Origin of the sequence: Neomoorella stamsii (genome assembly GCF_002995805.1) — a bacterium.
Taxonomy (GTDB): Bacteria; Bacillota; DSM-521; order Neomoorellales; family Neomoorellaceae; genus Neomoorella; species Neomoorella stamsii.
In genome coordinates this window covers 17,684-41,578 of sequence record NZ_PVXL01000031.1, presented here as the reverse complement: position 1 = coordinate 41,578, position 23,895 = coordinate 17,684, and the positions used below count along the sequence as shown (strand labels likewise).

Sequence of the window (23,895 nt, the reverse complement as noted above, 5' to 3'; positions counted from 1 at the left end):
TTTCCTGGCTCGCCGGGTTTTGTTCCACAGCATTGGTATTAATTGACCTCTACTGGCCGGGAGACAATATGCAGGGCTGGAAATAGGAACTTCCCCTTGCTCCGTATGGGGCAGAGAGCAAGGGGGAATATAAGCCAGGGGCCAGCAAAATAACAATCTAACTAATGGTAGCGTGTAACCTTAAACCTTTCCAGCTGGTAGGGTTCATCAGGACCGATGCCGCCCTTCTGGCGGGCAATGGCCACCTGCTCTTCGACGGTATCAATACCCTCCAGGTCGGGGAGGAGCAGTCCCCGCCGCCGACCGCGGCTGACGATGACGCCGTAAACTTTGGGGTCCAGGTCCGCCAGGGTGGCCGGTTCGGGTTCGCTCAAGACATCTACCGAATACTGGAGTTCCGGCAGTTCTTCTACTGTGACCGGGGGAAAACGGGGGTCTTCCAGGCCGGCTGCCAGGGCGTTGTAAATAATCTCCTCGGCCAGGTTGGTCCTGGTAGGGCCGATGGTACCGATACATCCCCTTAAGCTGCCGTGCTTCTTGATAGACACAAAGGCACCGGCCCGGCCGGCCAGTTCCGGGGGCAGAGGTTCGGGAACGGGCAGTACCTTGCCAGTCCGCAGGTAATACTCCAGGCTCTGGCGGGCCAGGCGCACCGGCAGCGACTCCGCTACCGGTTTCTTATCTTTAGCCAGCAGGCTCCGTTCTGGAGCTTCCCCTACAGGCTCCAGGTGGGCCACCAGGTAACCGACGCCGAAGGGGCCTTCATAGGACAAAACTTCTCCCCGTACTTCATAGCCGTCCAGGGCACCCAGGCCCATGATAAAGGAACGCAGGCCGCACTCGCCGGCTTTTTCCGCCAGTTCTTCCGGTATGGCCAGGATGCCCTCCACGTCCACGGCCGCAAGGAGCTCCTTCACCCTTGCATCAAAATCTTTTCCCCGGGGATCATACCCTGCCGGCGCTCCGGGCAACAGCCGGTGGGATAGATCGCCGCTGGCCACCAGCAGGACCCGGTGCGGGCTGGCCGCAACGGCCCGGGCCAGGGCGGCACCAAAGGCATAGAGCTGCTGCCGCTGCAGGAAGGCCATGCCCATGGCAACCAGGGGGGTATCGATGCCTGCCTGGCGCAAAAAATAGAGGGGCACCATCATGCCGTGGTCCAGTTCCGGAGTTAAACCGTAACGCCGGCAGGCGGCAGCGTCGAGCCAGGCCACCGGCAACCCGGCTTCCCGGGCTGCATCAGCTATGGCCCGGCTGAGCTCCAGATCCAGGCGATAAGTAAACTTGACTTCCCCGGCTCTAAAGGCCGCCAGATCACCCTTTAGCTGCCCAGTGGCCCAGAGTCCTACAGCGTCGCGGAAAACCGGCCCGTGAGGGGAAATAATGACTACCACCTCCGGGCGGCGGGCGGCAAGTTTTGCTGACAGTTCTTTAACCGCCGTAACTGTGGCAGTAATTCTGGCCACCTCGCCGCGCCCAACCTCCGGGACCATAACAGGTGGGTGGGGCATAAAGGCCACATCCAGTAACCGTCCCATACAATCACCCCTTTTTTAATATAGCCCGGCGCCCATCCTTTCATGTAACTGCTTCCAGCCCGGGTCTTCCCTTCAAAATTAACTTTACCACACCCACCAGCATTTTGACAGGGGGTGAAGGCCTGGCGCCATTTGCTATTGTGCCGGTGGCGGTAATTACGTTACAATAAAAGGGAATAAGCTGGCTAAGCGCACGCTGCTGTTTCCGGCAACCCGGTGGCAGGTTTAATGTCAATCTACCTTCCCGGAGGTGACAGGAAATGCCTCTTTTCATATCCCTGGTTGAACGGATGAGTGTAGTTATAACCCTGGCCTTTATCCTGAGCCGTTCCCGGACATTCCGGAAACTGCTCCAGGAGCAGGCCAGTTCTCACCAAAAATTACTTTTAATTCTGGTCTTTGGCCTGCTGGGGATCTTCGGCAGCTATGCCGGCATCCCCATCCAGGATGCCTTGGCCAACTCCCGGGTCATTGCCCCCATGGTCGGCGGGCTGTTTGGTGGTCCCCTGGTTGGTTTCCTCGCCGGGCTTATTGCCGGCGGCCACCGGTTTTTTATGGGGGGCTTTACGGCCCTGGCCTGCGGCGTTTCCACCACTGTCGAAGGCCTGCTGGGGGGCCTGGTGGCCCGGGCCTACCGCCAGCGCCCTTTGCCCTGGCCGGTGGCCTTTGCTGCCGGTTTTGTTGCTGAAGCCCTGCAGATGCTGATTATCTTAGCCCTGGCGCGGCCTTTTACCGCCGCCTGGAGCCTGGTCAAGGTCATCGCCTGGCCCATGATGCTGGTTAATGCCAGCGGTATTGCCCTGGCGGTAATCATTATCCAGAGTGTACTCCGGGAGCAGGAGCTGGCCGGCGCCGTCCAGGCCCAGAAGGCCTTAAAGATTGCCAACAAGACCCTGCCGTACTTACGCCAGGGTCTAAATGCGGATTCCGCCCGCCAGGCAGCCGCTATTATTATGGAAATTACCGGCCTGGAGGCTGTAGCCATTACCAGCGGCGATGAGATCCTGGCCCACGTCGGTGCCGGGAGCGATCACCACCGCCAGGGCCAGAAGGTCCTGACAAACGCCACCCGCCAGGCCCTGGACACCGGCAAAATCCAGGTGGCCCAGACGGGAGCAGAAATCGGCTGCCACCACCAGGATTGCCCCTTAAGGGCAGCCGTAATTGTCCCCCTGGAGTCGCGGGGCAAGGTAATCGGCACCTTAAAGCTCTATCATACCCGGGCCAATGCCGTTGGCCCCCTGGACCTGGAGCTGGCCGCCGGCCTGGGCCACCTCTTCTCCACCCAGCTGGAACTGGCGGAAATTGACCGGCAGGAACAACTGGTTGCCAAAGCCGAAATCCGGGCCCTGCAGTCCCAGATCAACCCCCACTTTTTGTTTAATGCCCTGAACACCATCATGTCCATCTGCCGCCTGGACCCGGAAAAGGCGCGGCAGCTCCTGGGCTACCTGGGGGACTTTTTCCGCCGCAACCTGCAGCACCCGGAGCGGCCGGTCACCCTGGCTACGGAAATTGAGCATGTACGTTCTTACCTGGCTATTGAGAAGGCCCGCTTCGGCTCCCGCCTGGAGGTAACCATTGATGTCGAGCCCGGAGTGGCCCATTACCTGTTACCGGCCCTGACCCTCCAGCCCCTGGTGGAAAACGCCGTCAAGCACGGCCTTTTACCCCGCCGGGAAGGAGGACAGGTAACCATCACCGCCCGGGAGGTAAACGGCGAGGCCCGGATAACAGTTAGTGACAATGGTGTGGGTATAGATTTAAACAAGGTAACCGGTTTATTAGCGGGCAACCAGGCCAATAGTAATAATGTCGGCCTGTTTAACGTCCACGAGCGCCTGCGCCTGCTCTACGGCCCGGAATATGGCCTCCGCTTTAGCCTGAATCCGGGAGGCGGTACGCGAGTGGAATTCTCCCTGCCCCGGCAGAGCCAGGCAGCTTTCAAGGAAGGGGTTGCCAGTTGATCAAGGCCCTCATCGTCGACGACGAAGAACCGGCCCGCCAGGAACTACGTTATTATATTGAACGGGATGCCAACTTTACGGTCTGCGGGGAGGCTGCCGGGGGCAGCGAGGCCCTGGAACTAGCCTCTTGCCTGCAGCCGGACGTTGTTTTCCTGGATATCGAACTCTGGGACCTGGACGGGGTAGAGGTGGCGCGGCTGCTTTTAAAGCAGCCCCGTCCCCCCTTAATCATCTTTGCCACTGCCTATGACGCCTACGCCATCGAGGCCTTTGAACTCAATGCTGTCGATTACCTGTTAAAGCCCTTCACGGCCGAAAGGGTGGCCACCACCCTGGCCCGGGTGCGCCAGTTGCTCCAGCAACATGAAACCCCACCCCTGGCCAGCCTCCTGCGCCACCTGGCGACCACCCGCAAGACTACCAAGGTGGCTGCCTGGAAAGAAGACCGCCTGCTGGTTATCGACCCGGGGGAAATTATCTATGCCGAAGCCCGGGGCCACCAGGTGCTCCTGAAAACTAACCAGGGCGCTTTGCGATTTCCCGGTACCCTGCAGGAACTGGAAGACAAGCTGGACAGGGGTTTCTTAAGGGTCCACCGCAGCTTTATTGTCAACCTTGACCTGGTGCGGGAAGTAGTCCCCTATTTCCACGGCACCTACCACCTGCTGCTCAAGGACCAGGAAAAGACCGAAATACCCGTCGGCCGCACCTATCTCAAGGACGTGCGGGCTATCCTCGGCTTTTAAGTTCTCCCGGCGCCGTTCAGGCATCAATAGCGTCGTTGGGGCAATATTAATGGTTGCTTCCTCCCTCTGGCCTTAAAATTTTAAATAGATAATCAGGCAGAGGAGGTACAGCAATCATGATAACTTTCTGGGTATCCATCGTCATCCTGCTGGTAGGCTACTTCCTTTACGGCACTTTTGTCGAGAGGGTCTTTGCCCCCCAGGAACAGCGCCCCACCCCGGCAGTAAGGCTCAACGACGGCGTTGACTATGTACCCATGGACTGGAAACGGGATTTCCTGATCCAGCTCTTAAACATTGCCGGCCTGGGACCAATTTTCGGCGCCATCCAGGGAGCCCTGTGGGGACCGGTGGCCTTTATCTGGATCGTCCTGGGCGGTATCTTTGCCGGCGCCGTCCATGATTACCTCGTCGGCATGCTCTCCGTGCGCCACGACGGCGCCAACCTGCCGGCCATTGTCGGCAATTACCTTGGCGCCAAGATGAAACAGTTCGTTAATATTTTTACCGTCATCGTCCTGATCCTGGTAGGGACCGTCTTTATGACCGGCCCGGCCCAGCTCCTGGCCAGGCTTACCCCTGAAAGTTTAAATTATTCCTTCTGGCTAGGCGTTATTTTAGTCTATTACTTGCTGGCGACAATTTTGCCCATTGATAAAATTATTGGCAGGATTTATCCTCTCTTTGGGGCCGTCCTGATTATCATGGCCGTAGGGATTGTCGGCGGGATTATGGTTAAGGGGTATCATATTCCTGAGTTAACCCTGGCCAACCTGCATCCCCAGGGAGCGCCCCTGTGGCCCCTGCTCTTTATCACCATCGCCTGCGGCGCCATCAGTGGCTTCCACGCCACCCAGTCGCCTATAATCGCCCGCTGCCTGGAAAATGAGCGTTATGGCCGCCGGGTCTTTTACGGGGCCATGATTGTTGAGTCGATTATCGCCCTTATCTGGGCCGCTGCTGCCATGACTTTCTTTGGCGGCACCAACGGCCTGGCTAACGGTTTGAAGAGCCTGGGCGGTCCGGCCGGTGTCGTCAACCAGGCCTCCTTTACCCTCCTGGGTACCATTGGCGGCGTCCTGGCCGTCCTGGGGGTTATCGTCCTGCCCGTCACCTCCGGTGATACCGCCTTCCGGGCAGCAAGGCTCACCATTGCCGAATTCCTGGGGTTAAAGCAGGGGCCCATAATTAACCGCTATAAAATCGCCATTCCCATCTTTACCATCGGTTTTATTTTGAGCCAGATTGACTTCACCATCGTGTGGCGTTACTTCGCCTGGTCCAACCAGACCCTGGCCATGATTGCCCTCTGGGCCGCCGCCGTCTACCTGGCCCGGCAGCGCAGCTTCCACTGGGTAGCCACCCTTCCGGCTACCTTCATGACAGCCGTCAGCATCACCTATATCTTCCAGGCGCCGGAAGGCCTGCACCTGGCTACCAGCATTTCCTACCCGGTAGGTATAGCCGCAGCCGCCCTAGCCCTGCTGGCCTTCCTGTGGCAGGTTTACAGCCGGGAAGCTGTCTTAAGCGGCGCCAAACCCAAACCGGAGACCAGGTAAAGAAATTAATCCCCGGGTTAAGCCCCTAACCCGGGGATTTTTATATCTCCCGACCATCCTGGTCGCCCGTACCCCTCTGGCATCAGGGGGCTTCCCTTTTTGCCTGGCCGTACTCCCCAGCCCCGGGGCCTTTTCCCGCCAGGTAATTAACAACACCGGCATAGATGGCAAAGGCCATCTGGCGCTGGTAATGGGGATCGGCCAGGAGCTTTTCTTCCCGGGGGTTGGAAATAAAGCCAACTTCCACAATGACTGCCGGGATCTTCTGGGTACGCAGGACAAAGGCATCAATACTTAAAGGCACCCGGTCGGTATTGGCCAGACGGCGCCGGATTTCCGCCTGGATGGCCTCAGCCAGTTTTTTCCCCTCCGGCGATTTGGGATCATAAAAGAGCTGGGCGCCTCTTTCCCGGCCGTCAAAGGCGTTGCAGTGAACGGAGATAAAGAGGTCAGCCTTGACCTTCTGGGCGAGCTTAACCCGTTCCACCAGGTCATCGCCGGATTCTCCTTCCTGGACGTTTTCATCCTGGCGGGTGAGGAAAACCCTGGCCCCGCCCTGGCACAAAAATTCTGCCAGGCGCTGGCTGATAGCTAGGTTGACCCGGTCTTCCGGGGTTCCAGCCGGGCCCGTGGCTCCGGAATCAATCCCGCCGTGGCCGGGATCGACCACCACCACCTGGTTGGCCACAGCCCAGGAAAGGGCCTGGATGGCCTGCTCCTCTTTCAGGCCCTGGTAGCGACTCCAGGCCAAAAATACAGCCATAACTACCAGTACGGCTGCCATAAACTTAAGGCTGCGCCGCCGGGGAACAAATACCACCCGCGCCATGAACCCCGCCTCCCGTAATAGATATGCCTGCAATCTATTCGCTAAACCTGGGAAGTATTTCCTGCATATTTTAAAAAAGGATTTGCCAAGCCAGTCACGAAATAATAAAACATAATTTGGGCTTGACATAGTGCGGATTAGTTAGAGGGGCAGGTGAGCGGTGATAAACCATCTACAGGATCTAGCGCAGGCCGTTAAGGATGGGGACAATAAGAAGGCCAGGTCCCTGACCCGGCAGCTTCTGGCTGAAGGGATCCCGATCGATTTGTTAGTAGAAAAAGGCCTGACAGAGCCTCTTAATTCCTTAAATTCTAAATGTACCATTGATGACTTTAGCTTACTCGAGATCTTCTTAGCCGGCCGGGCGATGATGGATGTTTTGGAGGTAATCTCCAATAGCGGGCAAAAGGTGGTCAGACCCTTACCGGAGATGACAGTGATTCTGGGCACTATTAAGGATGACCTCCACGACCTGGGCAAGCATATCGTCAGTATATTTTTTTCCCTTGCCGGATTAAAGGTAATCGACCTGGGTAAAGATGTTGAACCACAAAAATTCGTGCAGGCCGCTATAGAGTACAAGGCTGATTGTATCGCCGTATCCAGCTTATTAACCATTACCGCTCAATATGCAAAAGAAATCCGCCGGCTTGCCACCCACTGCGGCCTTAACGATATAACCATAATTGCCGGGGGAGCGGGATTTCGGCTGGCCAGCAGGAAATATCTCGGTGTGGATTTCGTGGCCAGGGATGTATTTGCGGGGTTGGATTATCTTTTATCCCTTGGCAGGAGGAAGAAGAACTATGATCAAACAAGTTAACAATGTGCCGGTAATGCCCCAGATTATGGGCCATGCGGCCTTACTGGCTGGAGAGCCGGTCCAGCGTTATGCCACTGATGCTCTTACCATGTACCGCTGTCAGCTAGCGGCCTGGGAGTTTTACGGCTATGATGCTGTTTTCCCGGCTGCAGACCATTCCATAGAGGCCGAAGCCCTGGGTTCGATTTTACATTATTATCAGGATAATTACCCTGCTCTGGAGCGGCCGGCCCTGGCGGAGATAACTCGCTGGGAAAAGCTGTCGCTACCCGACCCCCACCGGCATGGCAGGATGCCCGTCACCGTTGAGGCCTGCCGGATGCTGCGCCGCAGCCTGGGCGAGCAGGTACTGGTAATCCCCAAAATCATGGGGCCGATGTCAATTGCCGGGCAGGTATTGGGACTGGAAAAACTGCTTACCAGCATAGTTGAACGTCCCGAGGCTGTCAAGGAATTGCTCCGGTTTACTACAGAAGTGGCTATGGTCTACGGAAAAGCGTTGTTGCAGGCTGGGGCCCATTCAGTTCTAATATATGACCCCATAGCCAGCCAGCAAATAATGCCTATTAACATCTTTCGGCAAATGGAATTGCCTAACCTCAAAAGTCTATTTGCTGGCTTAAAAGAAGCAGGCAGTCAAATGGTCTGGTTTCAAATATGGTCAACCTCCAGATTTTATCCCATCTTTCGGGAACTGGGCTGCGACATGGTAACTATTGACAGCCACCTGGACCTGGCGGAAGCCATGGCCAGTTTACCTGGTTTGCTGATCACCGGCAATATTGCCTCCTTTGCTTTTGTGGAAGAAAATACCTCCGAAATTGAACGGTTAGCTAAAAATTGTTTAGCCAGCGTTGAAGGAGAAAAACGTTATATCCTCGGAGCCGGGTGCGAAATTCCCCTGGAAGCCCGCGCGGAAAATATCCTGGCTCTGGTGAAAACGGTAAGAAAAACGGGCCCGCTGAAATAATTTAACGCCGAGGTAACCTGTGATGGTAGGCAATGATATCCAAATGCAGCGGCTTCTAGAGAAAAAGATCCAGCAGCTCAGTTTCCTGGTAAAGCTCAATAACCTTGTGGGTTACTTGCCCCTGGAATTGGACACTATCTTAAAAACGGCGACGAGGGAAATTGACAAACTTTTACCCCGTTGTAAATCCTTCCTTTTTCTGTTTGATCAAGGTTGTACGCGGATGCAGATCCAGGCAGGGAGACGCCGGGCTTCCTCTTCAGGTTGCCACCGGGTAGATGATGTCTCCCATTGCCGTATAGCCTCCGAGGGATTTCCGTTAATAGTCCAGGATGTAAATCTCAGCCCGGGGTGCCCCAATAGATTGCTGGCCAGGAATACCAGGGCCTATGTGTGTATCCCCATTATGTTTGGTAAAGAGTTTCTGGGCAGCCTGACCGTCGAAAGTCCCAAGATTAACAGCTTCTCTCGTGATAACCTGGAACTCCTGGTGGCGGTTGCCAGCCAGTTGTCTATAGCCATTTACCGGGCCCGCCTTTATCAACAATTAAACAAAGAGAAAGAGGAACTGGCCCGCGCCAACAGGGAGATCAAGAGGCTCAATATCCACTTGCAAAAAAAGTTGAAGGAACTGAAGGAAGCAGAAGCTCGTTTAATTCAATCCGAAAAGTTGGCAGCCACGGGGCGCATGGCTGCCAACCTGGCCCATGAGATTAATAATCCCATCAGTATAATCCTTTCCTCCCTGGATTACCTGTTGATGGACCCTGCGGAAAACAACCTCTCAGCAGAACTGGTAGCAGAGCTGGAAGCGATAGCCAAACATGCCCGCCGTATTGCCGGCCTGGTCAGGGACTTGCTGATATTCGCTCGGGAACCCGTCCAGGAACTGGCGCCCCTGGATCTAAATGAGGTCATCAATAAAACACTTGTCTTGCCGGGTTCCCGCCCGGTCAAAGACGGTATCAGCCTGTGCCCTCAGCTGGCGGAGACACAGGTGGTTATTAACGGCAACCAGATGAAATTGCAGCAACTGCTACTTAATCTTATAGATAACGCCGCGGACGCCATGCCCGCGGGAGGACAGATTACAATCAAAACGGCTGTTGATGTAAATAACGGAATGGCTATTTTAGCTGTAAAGGATGAAGGAATAGGCATTAAACCCGAAGATCTGGGAAAGATATTTGACCCGTTTTTCACTACCAAGGAACCCGGCAAAGGTACAGGCCTGGGGTTATCTATCGTCTACAACATAGTGAAGGAGCACGGCGGAATGGTGGAAGTGGAAAGTAAACCGGGCACCGGCACCACCTTTACCCTCAAATTCCCTTTGTGCCAGGCCATGAGCAAAGATGAATTTTGAATTGGGGCGATAAACAAAGATGGAAGTTAAAGTTATGGTCATTGACGATGAACCGGACTTCCTCAGAAATATCTGCCGCATTTTAAAACGCTGGCATTATGAATGTATCCCGGTTGCCGACAGTTTACGCGTTGGTGAGTACATCCGGGCGGAGCAGCCCGATATAGTGATTACGGACCTGAAAATGCCGCAGCAAGACGGTTTCCAGGTGCTGCAAACGGTGCAGGCCTGGAATAAAGAAACGCCGGTAATTGTCTTAACCGCTTACGGCAGTATTTCCTCCGCCGTCAAGGCCATGAAAGCAGGCGCTTACGACTACTTGACCAAACCCTTTAATCTGGATGAGCTGCGACTTGTTTTAGAAAGGGCTGCCGAACAAAGGAGACTAAAGCAGGAAAATCAGAATTTACATTTACAGCTCATGGAAGTGTATGGTGAAAAGAATATCATCGCCGTCAGCGAAAATATGCTGGCCGCCATCGGGTTGGCCAAAAAAGTGGCCTGTACCGAAACTACGGTATTAATCACGGGGGAGAGCGGGACGGGGAAAGAATTGCTGGCCCGCTTCATCCATACCCATAGTTTGCGGTCGAAGAAACCTTTTATTCCTTTTGATTGCACTACCCTGCCGGAAAACCTGATGGAAACTGAGCTTTTCGGTTACCAGAAAGGGGCCTTCACCGGGGCGGTGGCCAATAAGCCGGGGATCATTGAAATAGCCAGAGGCGGCACCCTTTTTTTGGACGAGATAGGCGAGTTGCCCCTGAATCTCCAGGCCAAATTGCTGCGGGTATTGCAGGAGCACCAGTACCGGCGGGTAGGCGGCAATGAGTTCCTCCCGGCTGACGTTCGCTTCATTGCCGCTACCAATCGCAACCTGGAGCAAATGGTAGCGGCGGGTCAGTTTCGCGCCGACCTGTTTTACCGGTTGCATGTTTTTCCCATCAAAATCCCCCCTTTACGGGAAAGGCCGGAGGATATTCCCGTCCTCGCCACCCGTTTTTTGCAGCAATTTGCCAGGCAATACGAGAAAACAGCCAGGACCCTTTCCCCGCCAGCGCAACGGCTGCTGGAGGCTTACCCGTGGCCCGGTAATGTCCGGGAACTGCAGAACGTAATCGAGAGGGCCGTCCTCCTGGCGGAGGGCGAAATAATCTACCCCGCCCATCTGCCGTCCACACTTACGAGGAACGATAGCCCGGTTAATATAGAGCTTGCAGGCGAGAGTTTCAAAGAAGTGAAAAGAAAACACCTGGAAATCCTGGAACAGGAATACTTCACGCGGTTATTAAAAAAACACAGGGGCAATATTACCCGGGCGGCCGTGGAGGCCGGAGTCAATAGGCGGACCATCCACCGTTTAATTAAAAAATATAACCTCAAGTTGGACACATGATCCAGGAGTATTTTCTTGCCCCTTTTTTACTGCGCAGGATATGTCCCGCATATGGGACAAAAAGATCACACAGTTACAGTCCTTATAAGAGCGAAATCTCCGCGTAAGGCATAACTACGTGTGACACATTTGTCGCATATATGGGGATAACAAATCTCTTTAGCCCTTATTTTGAGGGCTATTTTTTATTTATCACCGCTGGCACGTATCTTGCAAAAAAATGACTTGCAAGTTATAGTCCATTTTATCACATGAATTGCAAATATCCTGGTCCCTCGCCGGGAGAACGGAGGTGAAGACTATACTTCCGGCGAGGCAAGAAAAAGGAAGAGGGAGGAAGCATAGCTTGGAGAGGGCTAAAATGGACCGCAGGACGTTTTTAAAAGCCATGGGCCTGGCAGGGATAGTGGCATCCGTACCCGAAGTCGCCCTTGCTGCCGGGGCCGCCAACATCGACCCCCCTTACCGGACACGGGCCAGCCACGGCGACGAATACCGTAAGGTATTACCCAAAGCTTTTTACAGAACCATTGAAAACCGGCCCGGGTATATAGGGACTACTAAAATAGTAGGCGAGATTAAACCATTTGAAGACGCACGGGAACACGGTTTTGCCCAGCTGGTGCGCCGTGTAGCCCAAAAAGACTGGTCCGGAGATTGGGGCGCGGTAATCAAAGAAGTTGTTGAGGAAAAAGCTAAATTAATGGCTAAATTCACCCCGCAACAACGGGAAGATTTTCTCTGGTCAAACGCCATCACTATGGCCTCTGATCAATGGCACGTCAACCTGGGACCCGGCCGCTGGGAATCAATCCCCATCTCTAAGGAAAAGTTGGAACTCCCGCCCGAAATAATGACCGCTAAGCTGAAAAAAGTAGCCAAGTGGTATGGCATTGAACAGATCGGTGTTTGTGAAATAGACGAGAGCATGAGACCATTTTTCTACAAGATCGGTCGAACCCAGGGTACCCTCAGGGGTGGCGCTCCAGGTTTCAAAGACGAAGGCCGGCCCATTCCCTGGCCCTACCCCCACAAATACTGCATAGTTATCGGTAATTTCGAAGACCTGCAGGGAACGAAAGCCAATACGGGTGGGCTAAACAATATCAGCGTGGCTACCGAGTGCAGTGACGACGATATATATCCCCTTTATTTGGAAAGCATTATCCGGGGGCTGGGGTATGACGCCCGGGCCCAGTATATAGCTGGCACCGAAGACTTTTTACAGACACCGTTCGCCGTAAAAGCCGGGCTGGGGGAACTGGGCCGGAATGGCCAGCTTGTCTCTCCCTGGGGTGCTCACATCCGTCTCGCTGCAGTTACCACCAACATGCCGCTGGTACCTGACCGCCCCATCGATTTTGGTCTGCAGGAATTCTGCAAGACATGTAAAAAGTGCGCGGAAAACTGCCCTGCGGGGGCAATTTCTGATGCTAACGAGCCAACTAACGTTAATGGTACGCTGCGCTATGAATTTGATGCCAAAAAATGTGCTAAGTACCGTTTTGTGTATGGTTGTGCCACCTGTGCGGCAGTTTGCCCCTATTCCAAACCGGACAACCTGGTCCACAGCGCCGGCCGGGTCATCGGCCGCAACCCCGCAGGTGCCCGGCTGCTTAAAACCCTGGACGACTTTTTCTACGGTAGAAATCCGAAACCTCGGGATCTGGAAAGATTTGCTCCCTGGAGACTTTAAGGAGGCGGTGCCATGTCCTGGCTATTATTTATTGGCGGTGTTATAGTCGGTTTTCTTGTCCGGTACCTGTGGGAAATCAAGACCGAAAGAAACCTGCAGTTTAACTGGTTGCAATACCTGCTGATGGCTGTGTGGGTAGTGTGGGTTGGTTTCGGCATTATCTTTGTAGGGCTGAGCATCGGCGAGTATGAAATCAGGGCCGCTAGTCTCGGCGGAATGATTTTCGGCGTCGTGGCCGTCCTGGGACTGATTGGCTTACGCATCCTTTACCTGCGCCAGAATGAAGTCCCCGCTCCAGCCAGTAAAGCAATGGGACAAAGTAAGGATACAAGGTTAAACCAGGCAGGCCAATAATTATGGCCGAGGCCGGAATCCCTGGACTCCGGCCTTTAAAATTTTATATCGATGTTGGGAAAAGAGGACGCCCCCATGAAAAGGTATTTGGCCGTGTTTTTATTATTGCTTTTACTGACCAGCATCTTTTACTTTAAGATAGTTACCGAGAGCAATTATGAACAACTGATGCAGGAACTGGCGCCGGAGGCCGCCGGTTTCGAGCACCTTACGGGTACTGTTTACCGAGCCTTCAAGATTAATGACCAGGGCCAGAAGCAGGTTCTGGGCTTCATCAGCAGCGCCAGGGCAACCGGGTACGCCGGCCCTATCGAAGTTTTGACCTTCATTGACACCACGGGTAGGGTTAAAAATCTTATGGTTACCAGCAATGTGGAAACCCCATCCTTCTTTGCCAGGGTAATGTCAGCCGACTACCTGGAAAAATTTAAAAACAAAATGGCCAACGACTTCTTTGAAGTTGGCCAAGATATCGACGGGGTTTCCCGGGCGACCTATACTTCCCGCGGCATTGCCGCAGCCGTCCAAAAAAGTGCCCACTATATCGCTGCCAGCCAATTAGCCCTGCATGTTCCCCCGAATAAGAAAGCTATCCTATCGCTGGAGGACTACTCTCTGCTGGCACTCCTGCTGATGGCGATCATTCTGCATAAATTTAAGATGGTCAAGCTAAGGTATGTCACTTTACTGGGCGGCCTGATTTTAATAGGACTATGGCAAAAATCACCCGTTTCTCTGGGAAATATAGCCACTTTACTGGCGGGCAACATCCCGTCGCTGGAAAAAATACCCTTCTGGTTTTTGCTCGTCGTGGGAATCATCGTCATCATCCTTGCTACCGGCCGCAATCTCTACTGCTACTGGTTGTGCCCGTGCGGCGCCCTGATGGAAATTGCAGGTCAGCTGGGAAAAGCTGGCCGGTTGACCCATAAACCTTGTCCCCGGCGGGTGCAACAATTGAAAAACCTGCGTCTTATGCTGGCCTGGGGGGCGCTGGTAATGGCTTTCTGGCTGGCCAATCCCAGTATCAGCAGTTATGAAATCTTTGCGCCCCTCTTTGCCCAGGAGGGCAATGCGGCCCAGTGGCTGCTTTTACCTTTCATGCTCTTTGTCGGTATTATTATTTACCGTTTCTGGTGCCGCTTCTTCTGTCCAGTGGGGGCTATTTTAGATTATCTGGTGCAATTAAGAAGGAGATGGGTGAATTGGCTGCCAAAGCGCCTGACCAGGGTGGAGGCAAAGACCCCCTTTTCGACACCCTCATCATAGCCGGAATGCTTACTATAATAGCAGTTTTGCTTCAGAACGCCGGGGTGCTATAGTGGTGATGGTTAAACAAAAGCGACAAGCCAGGGTCTGGCTAACAGTCTTGATGATTTCTCTCTCGCTAACGGGTTGCAACGTAGCAAGACAGCCCTATCCTTACCAGGTTACGGACCTTTTAATGGATACCGTAGTTAGCATCAAAGCTTATGGTGAAAATTCACCCCATGCCCTGGAACAGGCCCTGGCGTTCATCAAAAAGGTTGATGCCCTGGTAAGCCGCTATGAGCCCGGTAGCGACATTTACCGGATCAACACCATGGCGGGAAAAAAGCCGGTCCCGGTAGATAAACTGACCTTCAATCTCATTAAAGAGGCCGTTGCCTATGGAGATATAACCGGAGGAGCGCTGGATGTTACTATTGGTCCCCTGGTAGATCTCTGGCGCATCCCGGATGCCGCTGACAGGCACCTCCCTTCCCGGGGAGAAATCGAGTCCAGATTACAGCTGGTGGACTACCGGCAGGTTATCCTGGATAGCAATAAGACGACAGTCTTTCTCCCCCGGGAAGGAGCCAGCCTGGACCTGGGATCGGTGGCCAAGGGGTTTGCCGCCCGGGGCGCCGTCACCATTCTACGCAGAGAGGGGGTCCAATCCGCCCTGGTTACCCTGGGCGGCCATGTCTACGCCTTGGGGAACAAACCCGGAAGAAAAACCTGGCAGGTGGGTATCCAGGACCCCTTTAAGCAAGACCATATCATGGCTACTTTAAATGTTACCGACCTCGCCATAGACACGGCCGGCGGCTACTACCGCTATAAAGAGATTAACGGGGAAAAGCTGGTCCACATTATTGACCCGGCCACCGGCATGCCTGCGGGAGCTCTTGCCAGCGTTACCGTAATAACTGGTGACTCCTTCAAAGCCGACGCCCTGGCCACCGCCGTCTACGTTCTGGGGGAGGAAAAAGGTTTGGCCCTGCTACAAAAGGAAAGAGCAGCAGGAATTATAGTTACCCGGGACGGCCGGATACTTACCACCTCTAATTTAAAAGAGAAAGTACCGGATTTTAAGTTAATTGGAGTTGAAACCGGTGGTCAGAAATGACACGCAAAATATGGTCCTGATTGGGGTCTTTACGGCGCTGGCCCTAGCTCTACACCTGGTGGAAAACCTATTCCTGGTGGGATGGGGACCCCCGGGAGCAAAATTGGGATTGGCCAATGTGGTAGCGTTGCTGCTCCTGCTAACGGAAGGGTGGCGCCCGGCCCTGGTGGTGACCCTTCTTCGCATCCTGCTGGCCTCCTTTTTCGGCGGCAACTTTCTGGCTATGGCTTTCTGGATGAGTCTGGCCGGCGGCACGGGCAGCACCATCCTTATGGCTCTTTTACTACAGGTAAATCGAGAAATAGACCCGCGGCTGCTCGGGGTTGCCGGGGCTATCACCCACAACCTCTGCCAGCTGGCGATAGCTTATATCTTTATTGGCAGGGGCATCCTCTACTACCTGCCGATACTGATCTTATTTGCCGTCCCGGCTGGTGCTTTAACCGGAACAATAGCCCACAAATTGCAGGCCTCCCTGGGTTACCTGATTAACCGGGGTGAAGCACATGACCACTAAAAGAATTAATACCCTGCTGACGTTAGCGCTTTTAGTCCTCGTCCTGGGGTCTACTGCATGGATAGTACGGGCTAATGCTCGACCAGAACCTGAAGGCGAACTCTATTGGGAAATAACCCTGGCAGGCCAACGATATGCTACAGGGAGGCTTTTAGCCACAGACGATAGCCGGGAGATAGCGGTCCCACTAAAGCGAGGGGGTATAGCCCGGGTTGTTTTTAACCGTGGTACTATCAGTATCCTCCCCATGCCCGCGGAACTTTGCCCCCTGGGCATCTGCAGTAAAATGGGCCCCATATCCCGGCCGGGAGAAGCCATCATCTGCATGCCGAACAAAATGGTGATTCGCATATTTAAGGGCGATATAACTCGTCCTTAAAAACGCTGCGGCATGTGTATAGCCAGTGGCCCGCTGAGTACGGGCGATAAATGAGGTGCAAAGTTATTTTATATTTTACGTCTCAGTTGAGGGGCTTTATGTTAATTCTGGCCCCTTTTTCTTTCGAGAACTCAAAAGGAAACTTGATTCTTGATTCTGCCTGGATACATTGATAAAATTAGTTTTCAAGTAGAATGAAGGGAAGAAATCCCGTGCCCATAATCCTTGTCCAGGACCTGGTCAAGCGCTTTAACGGCCTGGAAGCCGTCGCCGGGGTGACCTTTAACGTCGAAGAGGGGGAGATCTTCGGCTTCCTGGGGCCAAATGGAGCCGGTAAATCGACCACCATCAAAATGCTCTGTACCCTGCTCAAGCCCACCAGCGGCCGGGTCACCCTGGCCGGCTTTGATGTTGCCCGCCAGCCGGATGCCGTGCGCCGCGCCATCGGCCTGGTCTTCCAGGACAACTCCCTGGACGACCGCCTGACGGCCGAAGAAAACTTGCGTTTCCACGGCCTCCTCTACGGCCTCTCCCGGTCGACCATCAAAGAGCGCATGGACGAAGTACTGGCCATGGTGGATCTGGCCGGGCGCCGCCGGGATATCGTCCGCACCTTTTCCGGCGGCATGCGGCGGCGGCTGGAAATCGCCCGCGGCTTCCTGCACCACCCCAAAGTTCTTTTCCTGGATGAACCGACGGTCGGCCTGGACCCCCAGACCCGCAGCGCCATCTGGCAGCACATCCACCGCCTGCGCCGGGAGAAAAACATCACCATCTTTATGACCACCCACTACATGGACGAAGCGGAAAACTGTGACCGCATCGCCATCATTGACCATGGCCGCATCCAGGCCCTGGATACGCCGGATAACCTGAAACGCCAGCTGGGAGGCGATGTGATCACCATGATGACTGTTGATGACTGCCGCCTGCAGCAGGAGATTGCCGCCCGCTACGGCATCAAAGTCATTAAAGACGAAGAAGGCCTGCGCCTGCAGGTTGATGACGGTGCTACCTTTATCCCCCGGGTGGCTGCCGATTTCCGGGGGCAGATTAACAGCATATCCTTGCGGCGCCCCACCCTGGATGACGTTTTCTTAAACCTCACCGGCCGGGCCATACGGGAAGATAAAATCTCCTCCGCCGAGCTCATGCGCCTGAACCGCCGCCACGGCCGCCGGCGGCACTAAGGAGGAACATCCCATGCAACCTGCCCTGCGGGCTATCTACACCATCTGGTACCGGGAATTTATCCGCTTCATCCGGGAACGCAGCCGCATCATCGGTATGATCGGCCAGCCACTCCTTTACCTGCTCATTGTCGGCCAGGGGATCTCGGCGGCTATGGGCTTCCGGGGCGTGCCGGCCGGCGTCCCCGTTAACTACGTCCAGTTCATTTATCCCGGCATCCTGGGGATGTCCGTCCTCTTTACCTCCATTTTCTCCGGCGTTTCCATCATCTGGGACCGGGAGTTCGGCTTTTTGAAAGAGGTCCTGGTGGCGCCGGTACCCCGCTGGGCCACCGCCCTGGGTAAAGCCCTGGGAGGCAGCACCGTGGCCCTCATCCAGGCCGCCATCATGCTCCTCCTGGCACCCTTAATCAAGATATCCCTGACTCCCCTCCTAATCCTCCAGCTCCTGGGCATCCTGTTCCTCATTTCCCTGGGCCTGACCTTCCTGGGCATCGCCATTGCCAGCCGCATGACAACCATGGAAGGCTTCCAGATGTTTATGAACTTCCTGGTCATGCCCCTCTTTTTCCTGAGCGGTGCCATGTTCCCCATGACCAACCTGCCCGGCTGGATGAATTTCCTGATGCAAATCGACCCCCTGACCTACGGTGTTGATGCTTTAAGGCACCTGATATATACCGGTACCGACCCCCGGGTGCTGCAATTCCTGGTCCATTACAGCCTCGGCTTTGACCTGGCCGTAGTCACCGGCCTGGCCCTCCTCCTGGGCATCCTGGGCTCCTGGTCCTTCAGCCGGCAGGAGTAAAATAAAAGCGGCTGGTGATAAGCCGCTGCTTTAGAGGATAGATTCTTCACTGTAAGGTAAGCCAATATTTATCCTAAAGCTTTCAAGAATAACACTTTATCGTCCTGTCCATCCCCCAGCCCCTCTACAACCGCTTTGATCCCCCGGGAGGCTAATTCTTTTTGCCGGTTACTGAAATGAGCCAGTATATCTTCTTTTTTACCAAAGCGGCGCGCTCCTGTAGTACAGGCAGCGCTGCAAGCCGGTTCCTCTCCTCTTTGCAGCCGTTCCCAGCAAAAAGTGCATTTCACAGGCTCATTATAAAGGGAATTGTAGTTAATGGCCTCGTGCGGGCAAGCAGCTACACATAATTTGCATCCCAGGCAATTATCCCGCTCCCATAAAACGATCCCCTCTTTATTTTTAATGAGGGCACCGCCGGAACAAACCGCGCAGCAAGCCGGCTGCTCACAGTGGTGGCAGGAATAATGGCGACTCCCATCCACCTTCAAGCGGGGTAAGGAGTAATTGGTGCTGCCAGCTTGCCGGCAGGCTATAGTGCAGGCCTGGCAGTTAATACATAAAGCACTATCAACCAGCAGTATATAATCCATCATTTCCCTTCCCTCCCCGGCAGGGCCCTTGATATACGGCACTGGAGATTTTTATGCATAAAACCGCCCCCGACGGGATCGGTAAGAGCCGGGAAGAGGGAATTGGCCGGCTCCCGGCTAAAGACTGCCTGGCCGTAATAGGGCTGGGTAAAGACACAATTAGGTGGTAATCCCGGTACCGGGCGGGCAGGTAAAGTAATGGCTCCATAGGCCGTCTCGACAATAAGTTCTTCGCCCGGGCGAATACCCAGGGCCGCTGCCAGGTCAGCATTAATCTCCAGGCAGGGTTCTTGCAAATCCCGCGCCCAGCTACTGTACTGGCACTGGGTATGGTAGTGATAAGCCACCTTGGCGGTACTTAGCAGGAAGGGGTAATCGGTAACCTTTTCCAGGCTGTTCCCGGGAGCTTGCAAGATATCTTGAAAATAAGGATAACGAGCTCCCAAAATTTTAGCATCAATTTGTTCCAGCTCTACCTTACCAGAAGGAGTTGGGAAGCTCTTGTCTTCATATAGGCGCCGGTGGGGCTCCTGACCAGCAGGAAAAGGATAGCTTATCCCGCCGGCAGCAGAACGCAAGGCCGCGATAGTAATGCCCTTGATAGACGGTGTAAACTCGCGCTCCAATTCCCAGCTTGAGGCCGGGTCGGGTGGGAAATATTCGGCCGGTAAATGCAAGCGTCCTGCCAGGAGGCGGAAAAATTGAGCTGCCGATTTGGCTTCTCCTGGCGGTTCCAGGACAGCTTCCCGCCACTGAAGGACACGATTAACACTGGCCTGGGCTGAAGCTTCCTCGAGCCAGTGGGTGGCCGGGAGGACAATATCAGCGCAGGTTGCTGTATCGTCCATTAAAAGGGTATGGCTGATTACCAGGTCAACTTTCTCCAGGGCCGCCCGCATCTGCCGGGAAGCCGGCCAGGTAACGGCCGGATTACCGGCTACGTAGAGGACTTTAATCTCTCCCCTTAACATGGCCTCATAAAATTCTTGCGCATTCCGTTTTTTTTCTGGCTTAGATATAAGATCTGGGGGAATTAGACCTTGGACTTTACCATAATCGACGATGTGGGAAATAATCCCGCCCCCGGGTTTCCCGATATTACCTAGAATGGCCATCAAGGCCTCAAAGGCCAGCAGGGCACCCGTCCCATTGCTGACCGTTGCCAAGCCCCGGCCGGGGTAAAAAAGACCCGGTTTGAGGTTAGCCAGGTCCCTGGCCAGTTGCTCGATGGCCGCGGCTGGAATTCCGGTAATTGCCTCTGCCCACTCTGGTGTATATTCCCGGACGGCTGCAGCCAAGCCGGCAAAACCCCGGGTAAAGCCAGCCACAAACTCCCGGTCATATAGTTCGCGGGTAATGATAATGTATAGCAGGGCCAGCCCCAGGGCAGCGTCAGTACCTGGCCGGATTGGGAGGAACTGGTCCGCCTGCCTGGCCGTATCGGTCTGGCGGACATCGATAACGATAACTTTGGTTCCCCGGCGCCTGGCCTCCTGCACCCAGTGAAACTGGCCGGCCTTGGTCTGGGCCAGGTTATTGCCAGCTAAAAGCAAGAGCCTGGCCTCCATTACATCCGCCAGGGGATTAGGAGTTGCAGCTGAGCCAAAAAGGGAAATCCGGGCCCGCCGCTCTGATTCATAGCATATAGGGGACGTGCCATAGGAGCTCAGTCCCGTGAGTTCAGCAAAAATACCATGAATAAACTTGCTATGGGACCCCCCGATTTTAGAAATAATAGCAGCCACCGCAGCATTGCCGTAATTTTTCCTGGCTTGCCCCCAGCGGTCGGCAATCAGGTCCACGGCCTCTTCCCAGCTCAGGCGACGGAAATGGCCCCGCTCCTTTTTTAAGGGATAAAGGACCCGTGCCGGGCTGTTTAAAATCTGGGCGGTTTCCATGGGTTTGGGGCAAATGTGCCCTTTATTCCAGGGATTATCCGGGTCACCATAAATACCCGCCAGCCTCCCCCGGGCATCCAGGGCAACTAACAGGCCACAGCCGCCGTTGCAAAGGCCACAAACACTGCGCACAAATCTTTTGGTTTCACTGCTCCCGCTAACTTCCTGCCGCCGGGCCGGCCGGATATAGCGTGGTAATAGATTAGTATACATTGGCCACTACCCTCCCCCACCTTTGCCGTGAAGGGTTACGGAATTGTTGCCACAGCCTGGCTACCCCGAAATTACCTTGAATAAATTCTTTTTCGTGATCCTCTATTACTGCCCCCCTGGCTATAAGCCCGGTTATAACTCCAGCTTCCCGGAGATCACCAATTAAAGTCATCCCCGCCAGGCGACCCTTCCTGGTAACAATTTTGCGGTAAGTCATTGTTGTTGAGTCTAAAGTAAAGTACTCGCGATCATCAACACCTGTAGCTGCCGGCAGGCCGGCACTGGCCAGGGGTAAACCACATATTTCCGTGGCGTTGACAGCCAAAGATCCCCTGTGCTCCCGTGGCAAACCCGCCATATTATATCCAGCCACCCTGCCCTGGGCGGCAGCACTCGGCCAAACGGCCACTATACCCCTTTCGCCACGGTCCAGGTCGAAATGCTCGGCCACATCACCGGCAGCATAAATATCTGGCAAACTGGTAGCCATATGATCATCAACTATAATCCCGGCATTAATGTCCGCACCGGCATCCGCCAGCAATTCATAGTTAGTTTTAACTCCCACTCCTACTACTACCAGTTCGCAGGGGATAACCCGGCCGTCATCCAGGCTGACGCCGGTAACCTTATCTCCACCCAGGATGGCTGTAACCTGCCGGCCTAATGCTAAATCGATACCCTTGGCCCGTAAAGCTGCAGCTACCAGGCCGGCGCCCCGCTCGTCTAAAGCCTGGGGCAGTAGATAGGGTAAAAACTCAACAATAGTTACTGCCAGCCCTAAGCTCCGCAGGGCGGCAGCAGCTTCCACCCCTACCAGGCCGCCGCCGATAACGACGGTTTGCCGGCACTTAATGGCAAAGGACTTTAACTGGCGGGCATCTTCCAGGTTACGGAAGGTAAAAACGCCACGGGCTTCCCGGCCGGGAATGGGCGGTATCCTGGCCGCCGCCCCGGTAGCAATGAGCAAACGGTCATAAGGAACTTCTTCGCCGCCGGCCAGGACTACCACCCCGGAGGCCGGCCGCACTTTAACAGCCCGCTGGCCCAGGCAGGTCCTGATTCCCAGGGCCTCATAGAAAGAAGGAGGCCGGATCCACAGCCCTTCCTCCTGGATTTGCCCTTCAAGATAATAAGGCAGCAGGCAGCGCGAGTATGGTGGCCCTGTTTCCGCGGAGATTAACGTAATCTTACCCCCTGGATCCTCGCAGCGGATGGCCTCCAGGGCAAAAACAGCGGCGGCACTGTTCCCAACTATTACGTAGTCCATCCTGCTGCCACCTCCTCCGCCGTAGAACCAGGATGGCAAATGGCGCCAAAAAGCCGGGCCGTGCCCGGACTGATAAAATCAGCCATCTGTCTGGCTAAGAAAACTTCAGCCCCATGGGCGATGACCGTGGCTATTCCCGGATAAGCCCGGCTACAGCCAATAACCGGCCAATAAACTTTTAGCGGCAGTTTCCCTTCAACAGCCGCCGCCACTGCCAGTCCCCTGACCAGGCCCCGGCAACCGCCTAAATGTAAAACCTGCCCCATATAGCCGGCAGCAATCAATTCGTCAAGGCCACAACCACCAGCCAGGACAAGGAAGCCTTCCTCCAGGAGCTGGCGAGCCAGGTCAACCGCTCGGGTACCTTCACAAAGGAAAAGTAAAGCTATCCCCCGCATCTTTTTGGCCAGGGCTTCTGCTGCCACCATTTCCACCCGGTCTTGCGACCAGCCTGTCAAGAGGAGGTGGGGCTTGAGCGCTAAATTACTGGAGATTACCTGGCCTTCCTGATGGGCTGCCAGGGCTTGACGAATTAACTCCCGGGCCAGGCCTTCCCAATTGGAACCATCAGGTTTAATTTCATTAAGATTTACGCCTTTTATCCTGCTGCCGGTCAATTGAAAGGGGAGTAAGATACCACTGGTGTCTGCTATAGCTACCAGGTCCACCAGACCTGCCGCCATAGTTTCCCGCAGGACTGCTTCATTGCCCAGGTAAGGCAGCCCCAGCCGCCAGGCTAAATAATCCCCCTCGCGGCCAGCTGCTATAAGCTGGATGCCCCTGGCACCATAGTTGTCTATTGGAGTAGCCATGGCCGCAATTTGCTTTTTTATTGCTGCCGCCAGGTGGGGACGGCTACCGTCAATAACGATCGATACTACTTCCGGACTTAACAGACCAGGCCCGGCAGGAACAGTAGTCAATGAAGTTAAACCGAAGCTTTCATTGTACAGCCTCTCCTGTTGATCAAGGCCAGCATAAAAGGCCGCCAGGGCTACGCGGATGGCCTTGAGTTCCAATTCTTCCCGCCTGCTGCTGCCGGGACGAGCAACCCGGGCTAAAGCTGAAACCATCTCGGCCCCTGCTGGTCCAGGCCATACACCCCTATCTTTCCACAGGCTTAATTTCCCGGCAGGAATAGTAGCTGTCACAGCAGTCTCCAGCTGCCAGCTTTCTTCCAAATAAAGGGCACTACCGGCCAGGACCTTTTCTAAAGTAGACCGTCCCGCCAGATTATCAGCCCCGGCGCCGCAGGCACCCAGGCTGGCGCCATAACCAAAAGGATCAATGCGGCAAGGTCCCTGGGGACAGCGAGTACAACACAGGCCCAACTTCGCAAAACCGCACCTGAGCCCTTCAGGCTGGCGCCGGGGTGTTTCCGCCAGGATATTTTTGGAGTTGAACATGCTAAC

General features: G+C 54.7%; 21 protein-coding genes. 15 read left to right on the top strand and 6 right to left on the bottom strand.

The window, feature by feature from the left end; genetic code table 11:
- Positions 1–161: 161 nt before the first annotated feature.
- On the bottom strand, positions 162–1,538 hold the full coding sequence (amrA, locus tag MOST_RS05630) for an AmmeMemoRadiSam system protein A (protein ID WP_054936011.1): 1,377 nt from the start codon (positions 1,536–1,538) through the stop codon (positions 162–164).
- Between the two features lie 260 nt (positions 1,539–1,798).
- Between amrA and MOST_RS05620 the strand changes: the two genes are divergently transcribed.
- The 3 genes from MOST_RS05620 (at position 1,799) to MOST_RS05610 (ending at position 5,810) form a co-directional block, all read left to right on the top strand.
- Positions 1,799–3,505 carry a sensor histidine kinase gene (locus MOST_RS05620; protein WP_054936009.1) on the top strand — a complete coding sequence of 569 codons (1,707 nt, stop codon included), beginning with the start codon at positions 1,799–1,801 and terminating at the stop codon, positions 3,503–3,505.
- Complete coding sequence (locus MOST_RS05615) at positions 3,502–4,251, top strand: LytR/AlgR family response regulator transcription factor (protein WP_054936008.1); 750 nt, start codon at positions 3,502–3,504, stop codon at positions 4,249–4,251. The genes MOST_RS05620 and MOST_RS05615 overlap by 4 nt, the downstream gene beginning before the upstream one ends.
- Before the next feature lie 116 nt (positions 4,252–4,367).
- A complete protein-coding gene (locus MOST_RS05610; protein WP_054936007.1) occupies positions 4,368–5,810 on the top strand; it encodes a carbon starvation CstA family protein in 1,443 nt (480 codons plus the stop codon).
- 82 nt (positions 5,811–5,892) lie between these two features.
- Here MOST_RS05610 and MOST_RS05605 read toward each other — a convergent pair whose 3' ends face one another.
- On the bottom strand, positions 5,893–6,639 hold the full coding sequence (locus MOST_RS05605) for an N-acetylmuramoyl-L-alanine amidase (protein ID WP_054936006.1): 747 nt from the start codon (positions 6,637–6,639) through the stop codon (positions 5,893–5,895).
- A gap of 160 nt (positions 6,640–6,799) precedes the next feature.
- Between MOST_RS05605 and MOST_RS05600 the strand changes: the two genes are divergently transcribed.
- The 12 genes from MOST_RS05600 to MOST_RS05545 all read left to right on the top strand — a co-directional run bounded on the left by MOST_RS05600 (position 6,800) and on the right by MOST_RS05545 (position 18,509).
- Positions 6,800–7,462 (top strand): cobalamin B12-binding domain-containing protein, encoded by a 663-nt coding sequence (locus MOST_RS05600; protein WP_054936005.1) that lies wholly within the window; start codon positions 6,800–6,802, stop codon positions 7,460–7,462.
- Positions 7,446–8,432, top strand: a complete 987-nt coding sequence (locus tag MOST_RS05595) for a uroporphyrinogen decarboxylase family protein (RefSeq protein ID WP_054936004.1) — start codon at positions 7,446–7,448, stop codon at positions 8,430–8,432. The genes MOST_RS05600 and MOST_RS05595 overlap by 17 nt, the downstream gene beginning before the upstream one ends.
- A 22-nt stretch (positions 8,433–8,454) precedes the next feature.
- On the top strand, positions 8,455–9,798 hold the full coding sequence (locus MOST_RS05590) for a GAF domain-containing sensor histidine kinase (protein ID WP_054936003.1): 1,344 nt from the start codon (positions 8,455–8,457) through the stop codon (positions 9,796–9,798).
- A 19-nt stretch (positions 9,799–9,817) separates the two neighbouring features.
- The gene (locus MOST_RS05585; protein ID WP_054936002.1) at positions 9,818–11,194 is read left to right on the top strand and encodes a sigma-54-dependent transcriptional regulator; all 1,377 of its coding nucleotides are present in this window, start codon (positions 9,818–9,820) and stop codon (positions 11,192–11,194) included.
- Between the two features lie 361 nt (positions 11,195–11,555).
- Positions 11,556–12,890, top strand: a complete 1,335-nt coding sequence (locus MOST_RS05580) for a 4Fe-4S double cluster binding domain-containing protein (protein ID WP_054936053.1) — start codon at positions 11,556–11,558, stop codon at positions 12,888–12,890.
- A 12-nt stretch (positions 12,891–12,902) separates the two neighbouring features.
- Positions 12,903–13,244 (top strand): VcrB family reductive dehalogenase putative membrane anchor, encoded by a 342-nt coding sequence (locus MOST_RS05575; protein ID WP_054936001.1) that lies wholly within the window; start codon positions 12,903–12,905, stop codon positions 13,242–13,244.
- A gap of 75 nt (positions 13,245–13,319) precedes the next feature.
- Positions 13,320–14,513, top strand: a complete 1,194-nt coding sequence (locus MOST_RS05570) for an FMN-binding protein (RefSeq protein WP_054936000.1) — start codon at positions 13,320–13,322, stop codon at positions 14,511–14,513.
- Positions 14,514–14,571: 58 nt separating this feature from the next.
- Positions 14,572–15,615, top strand: coding sequence for an FAD:protein FMN transferase (locus MOST_RS05565; protein WP_129588666.1), 1,044 nt, complete (start codon positions 14,572–14,574; stop codon positions 15,613–15,615).
- Complete coding sequence (locus MOST_RS05560; protein ID WP_054935998.1) at positions 15,602–16,132, top strand: Gx transporter family protein; 531 nt, start codon at positions 15,602–15,604, stop codon at positions 16,130–16,132. The genes MOST_RS05565 and MOST_RS05560 overlap by 14 nt, the downstream gene beginning before the upstream one ends.
- Positions 16,122–16,511 (top strand): NusG domain II-containing protein, encoded by a 390-nt coding sequence (locus MOST_RS05555; RefSeq protein WP_054935997.1) that lies wholly within the window; start codon positions 16,122–16,124, stop codon positions 16,509–16,511. The genes MOST_RS05560 and MOST_RS05555 overlap by 11 nt, the downstream gene beginning before the upstream one ends.
- 194 nt (positions 16,512–16,705) lie before the next feature.
- Positions 16,706–17,701, top strand: coding sequence for an ATP-binding cassette domain-containing protein (locus tag MOST_RS05550; RefSeq protein WP_054935996.1), 996 nt, complete (start codon positions 16,706–16,708; stop codon positions 17,699–17,701).
- A gap of 13 nt (positions 17,702–17,714) precedes the next feature.
- Positions 17,715–18,509: an ABC transporter permease gene (locus MOST_RS05545; protein ID WP_054935995.1), complete on the top strand. Its 795-nt coding sequence runs from the start codon at positions 17,715–17,717 to the stop codon at positions 18,507–18,509.
- Positions 18,510–18,577: 68 nt separating this feature from the next.
- On the opposite strand, the gene MOST_RS05540 is transcribed toward MOST_RS05545, so the two are convergent.
- The 4 genes from MOST_RS05540 to MOST_RS05525 are packed head-to-tail and all read right to left on the bottom strand — an operon-like array spanning position 18,578 to position 23,889.
- Complete coding sequence (locus MOST_RS05540; RefSeq protein ID WP_054935994.1) at positions 18,578–19,105, bottom strand: 4Fe-4S dicluster domain-containing protein; 528 nt, start codon at positions 19,103–19,105, stop codon at positions 18,578–18,580.
- Positions 19,102–21,213, bottom strand: a complete 2,112-nt coding sequence (locus MOST_RS05535; protein WP_054935993.1) for a molybdopterin-containing oxidoreductase family protein — start codon at positions 21,211–21,213, stop codon at positions 19,102–19,104. Before MOST_RS05535 ends, MOST_RS05540 begins: the two co-directional genes overlap by 4 nt.
- Positions 21,203–22,483 carry an NAD(P)/FAD-dependent oxidoreductase gene (locus MOST_RS05530; protein ID WP_054935992.1) on the bottom strand — a complete coding sequence of 427 codons (1,281 nt, stop codon included), beginning with the start codon at positions 22,481–22,483 and terminating at the stop codon, positions 21,203–21,205. The genes MOST_RS05535 and MOST_RS05530 overlap by 11 nt, the downstream gene beginning before the upstream one ends.
- On the bottom strand, positions 22,471–23,889 hold the full coding sequence (locus tag MOST_RS05525) for a hypothetical protein (protein ID WP_054935991.1): 1,419 nt from the start codon (positions 23,887–23,889) through the stop codon (positions 22,471–22,473). The genes MOST_RS05530 and MOST_RS05525 overlap by 13 nt, the downstream gene beginning before the upstream one ends.
- Between the last annotated feature and the right edge of the window lie 6 nt (positions 23,890–23,895).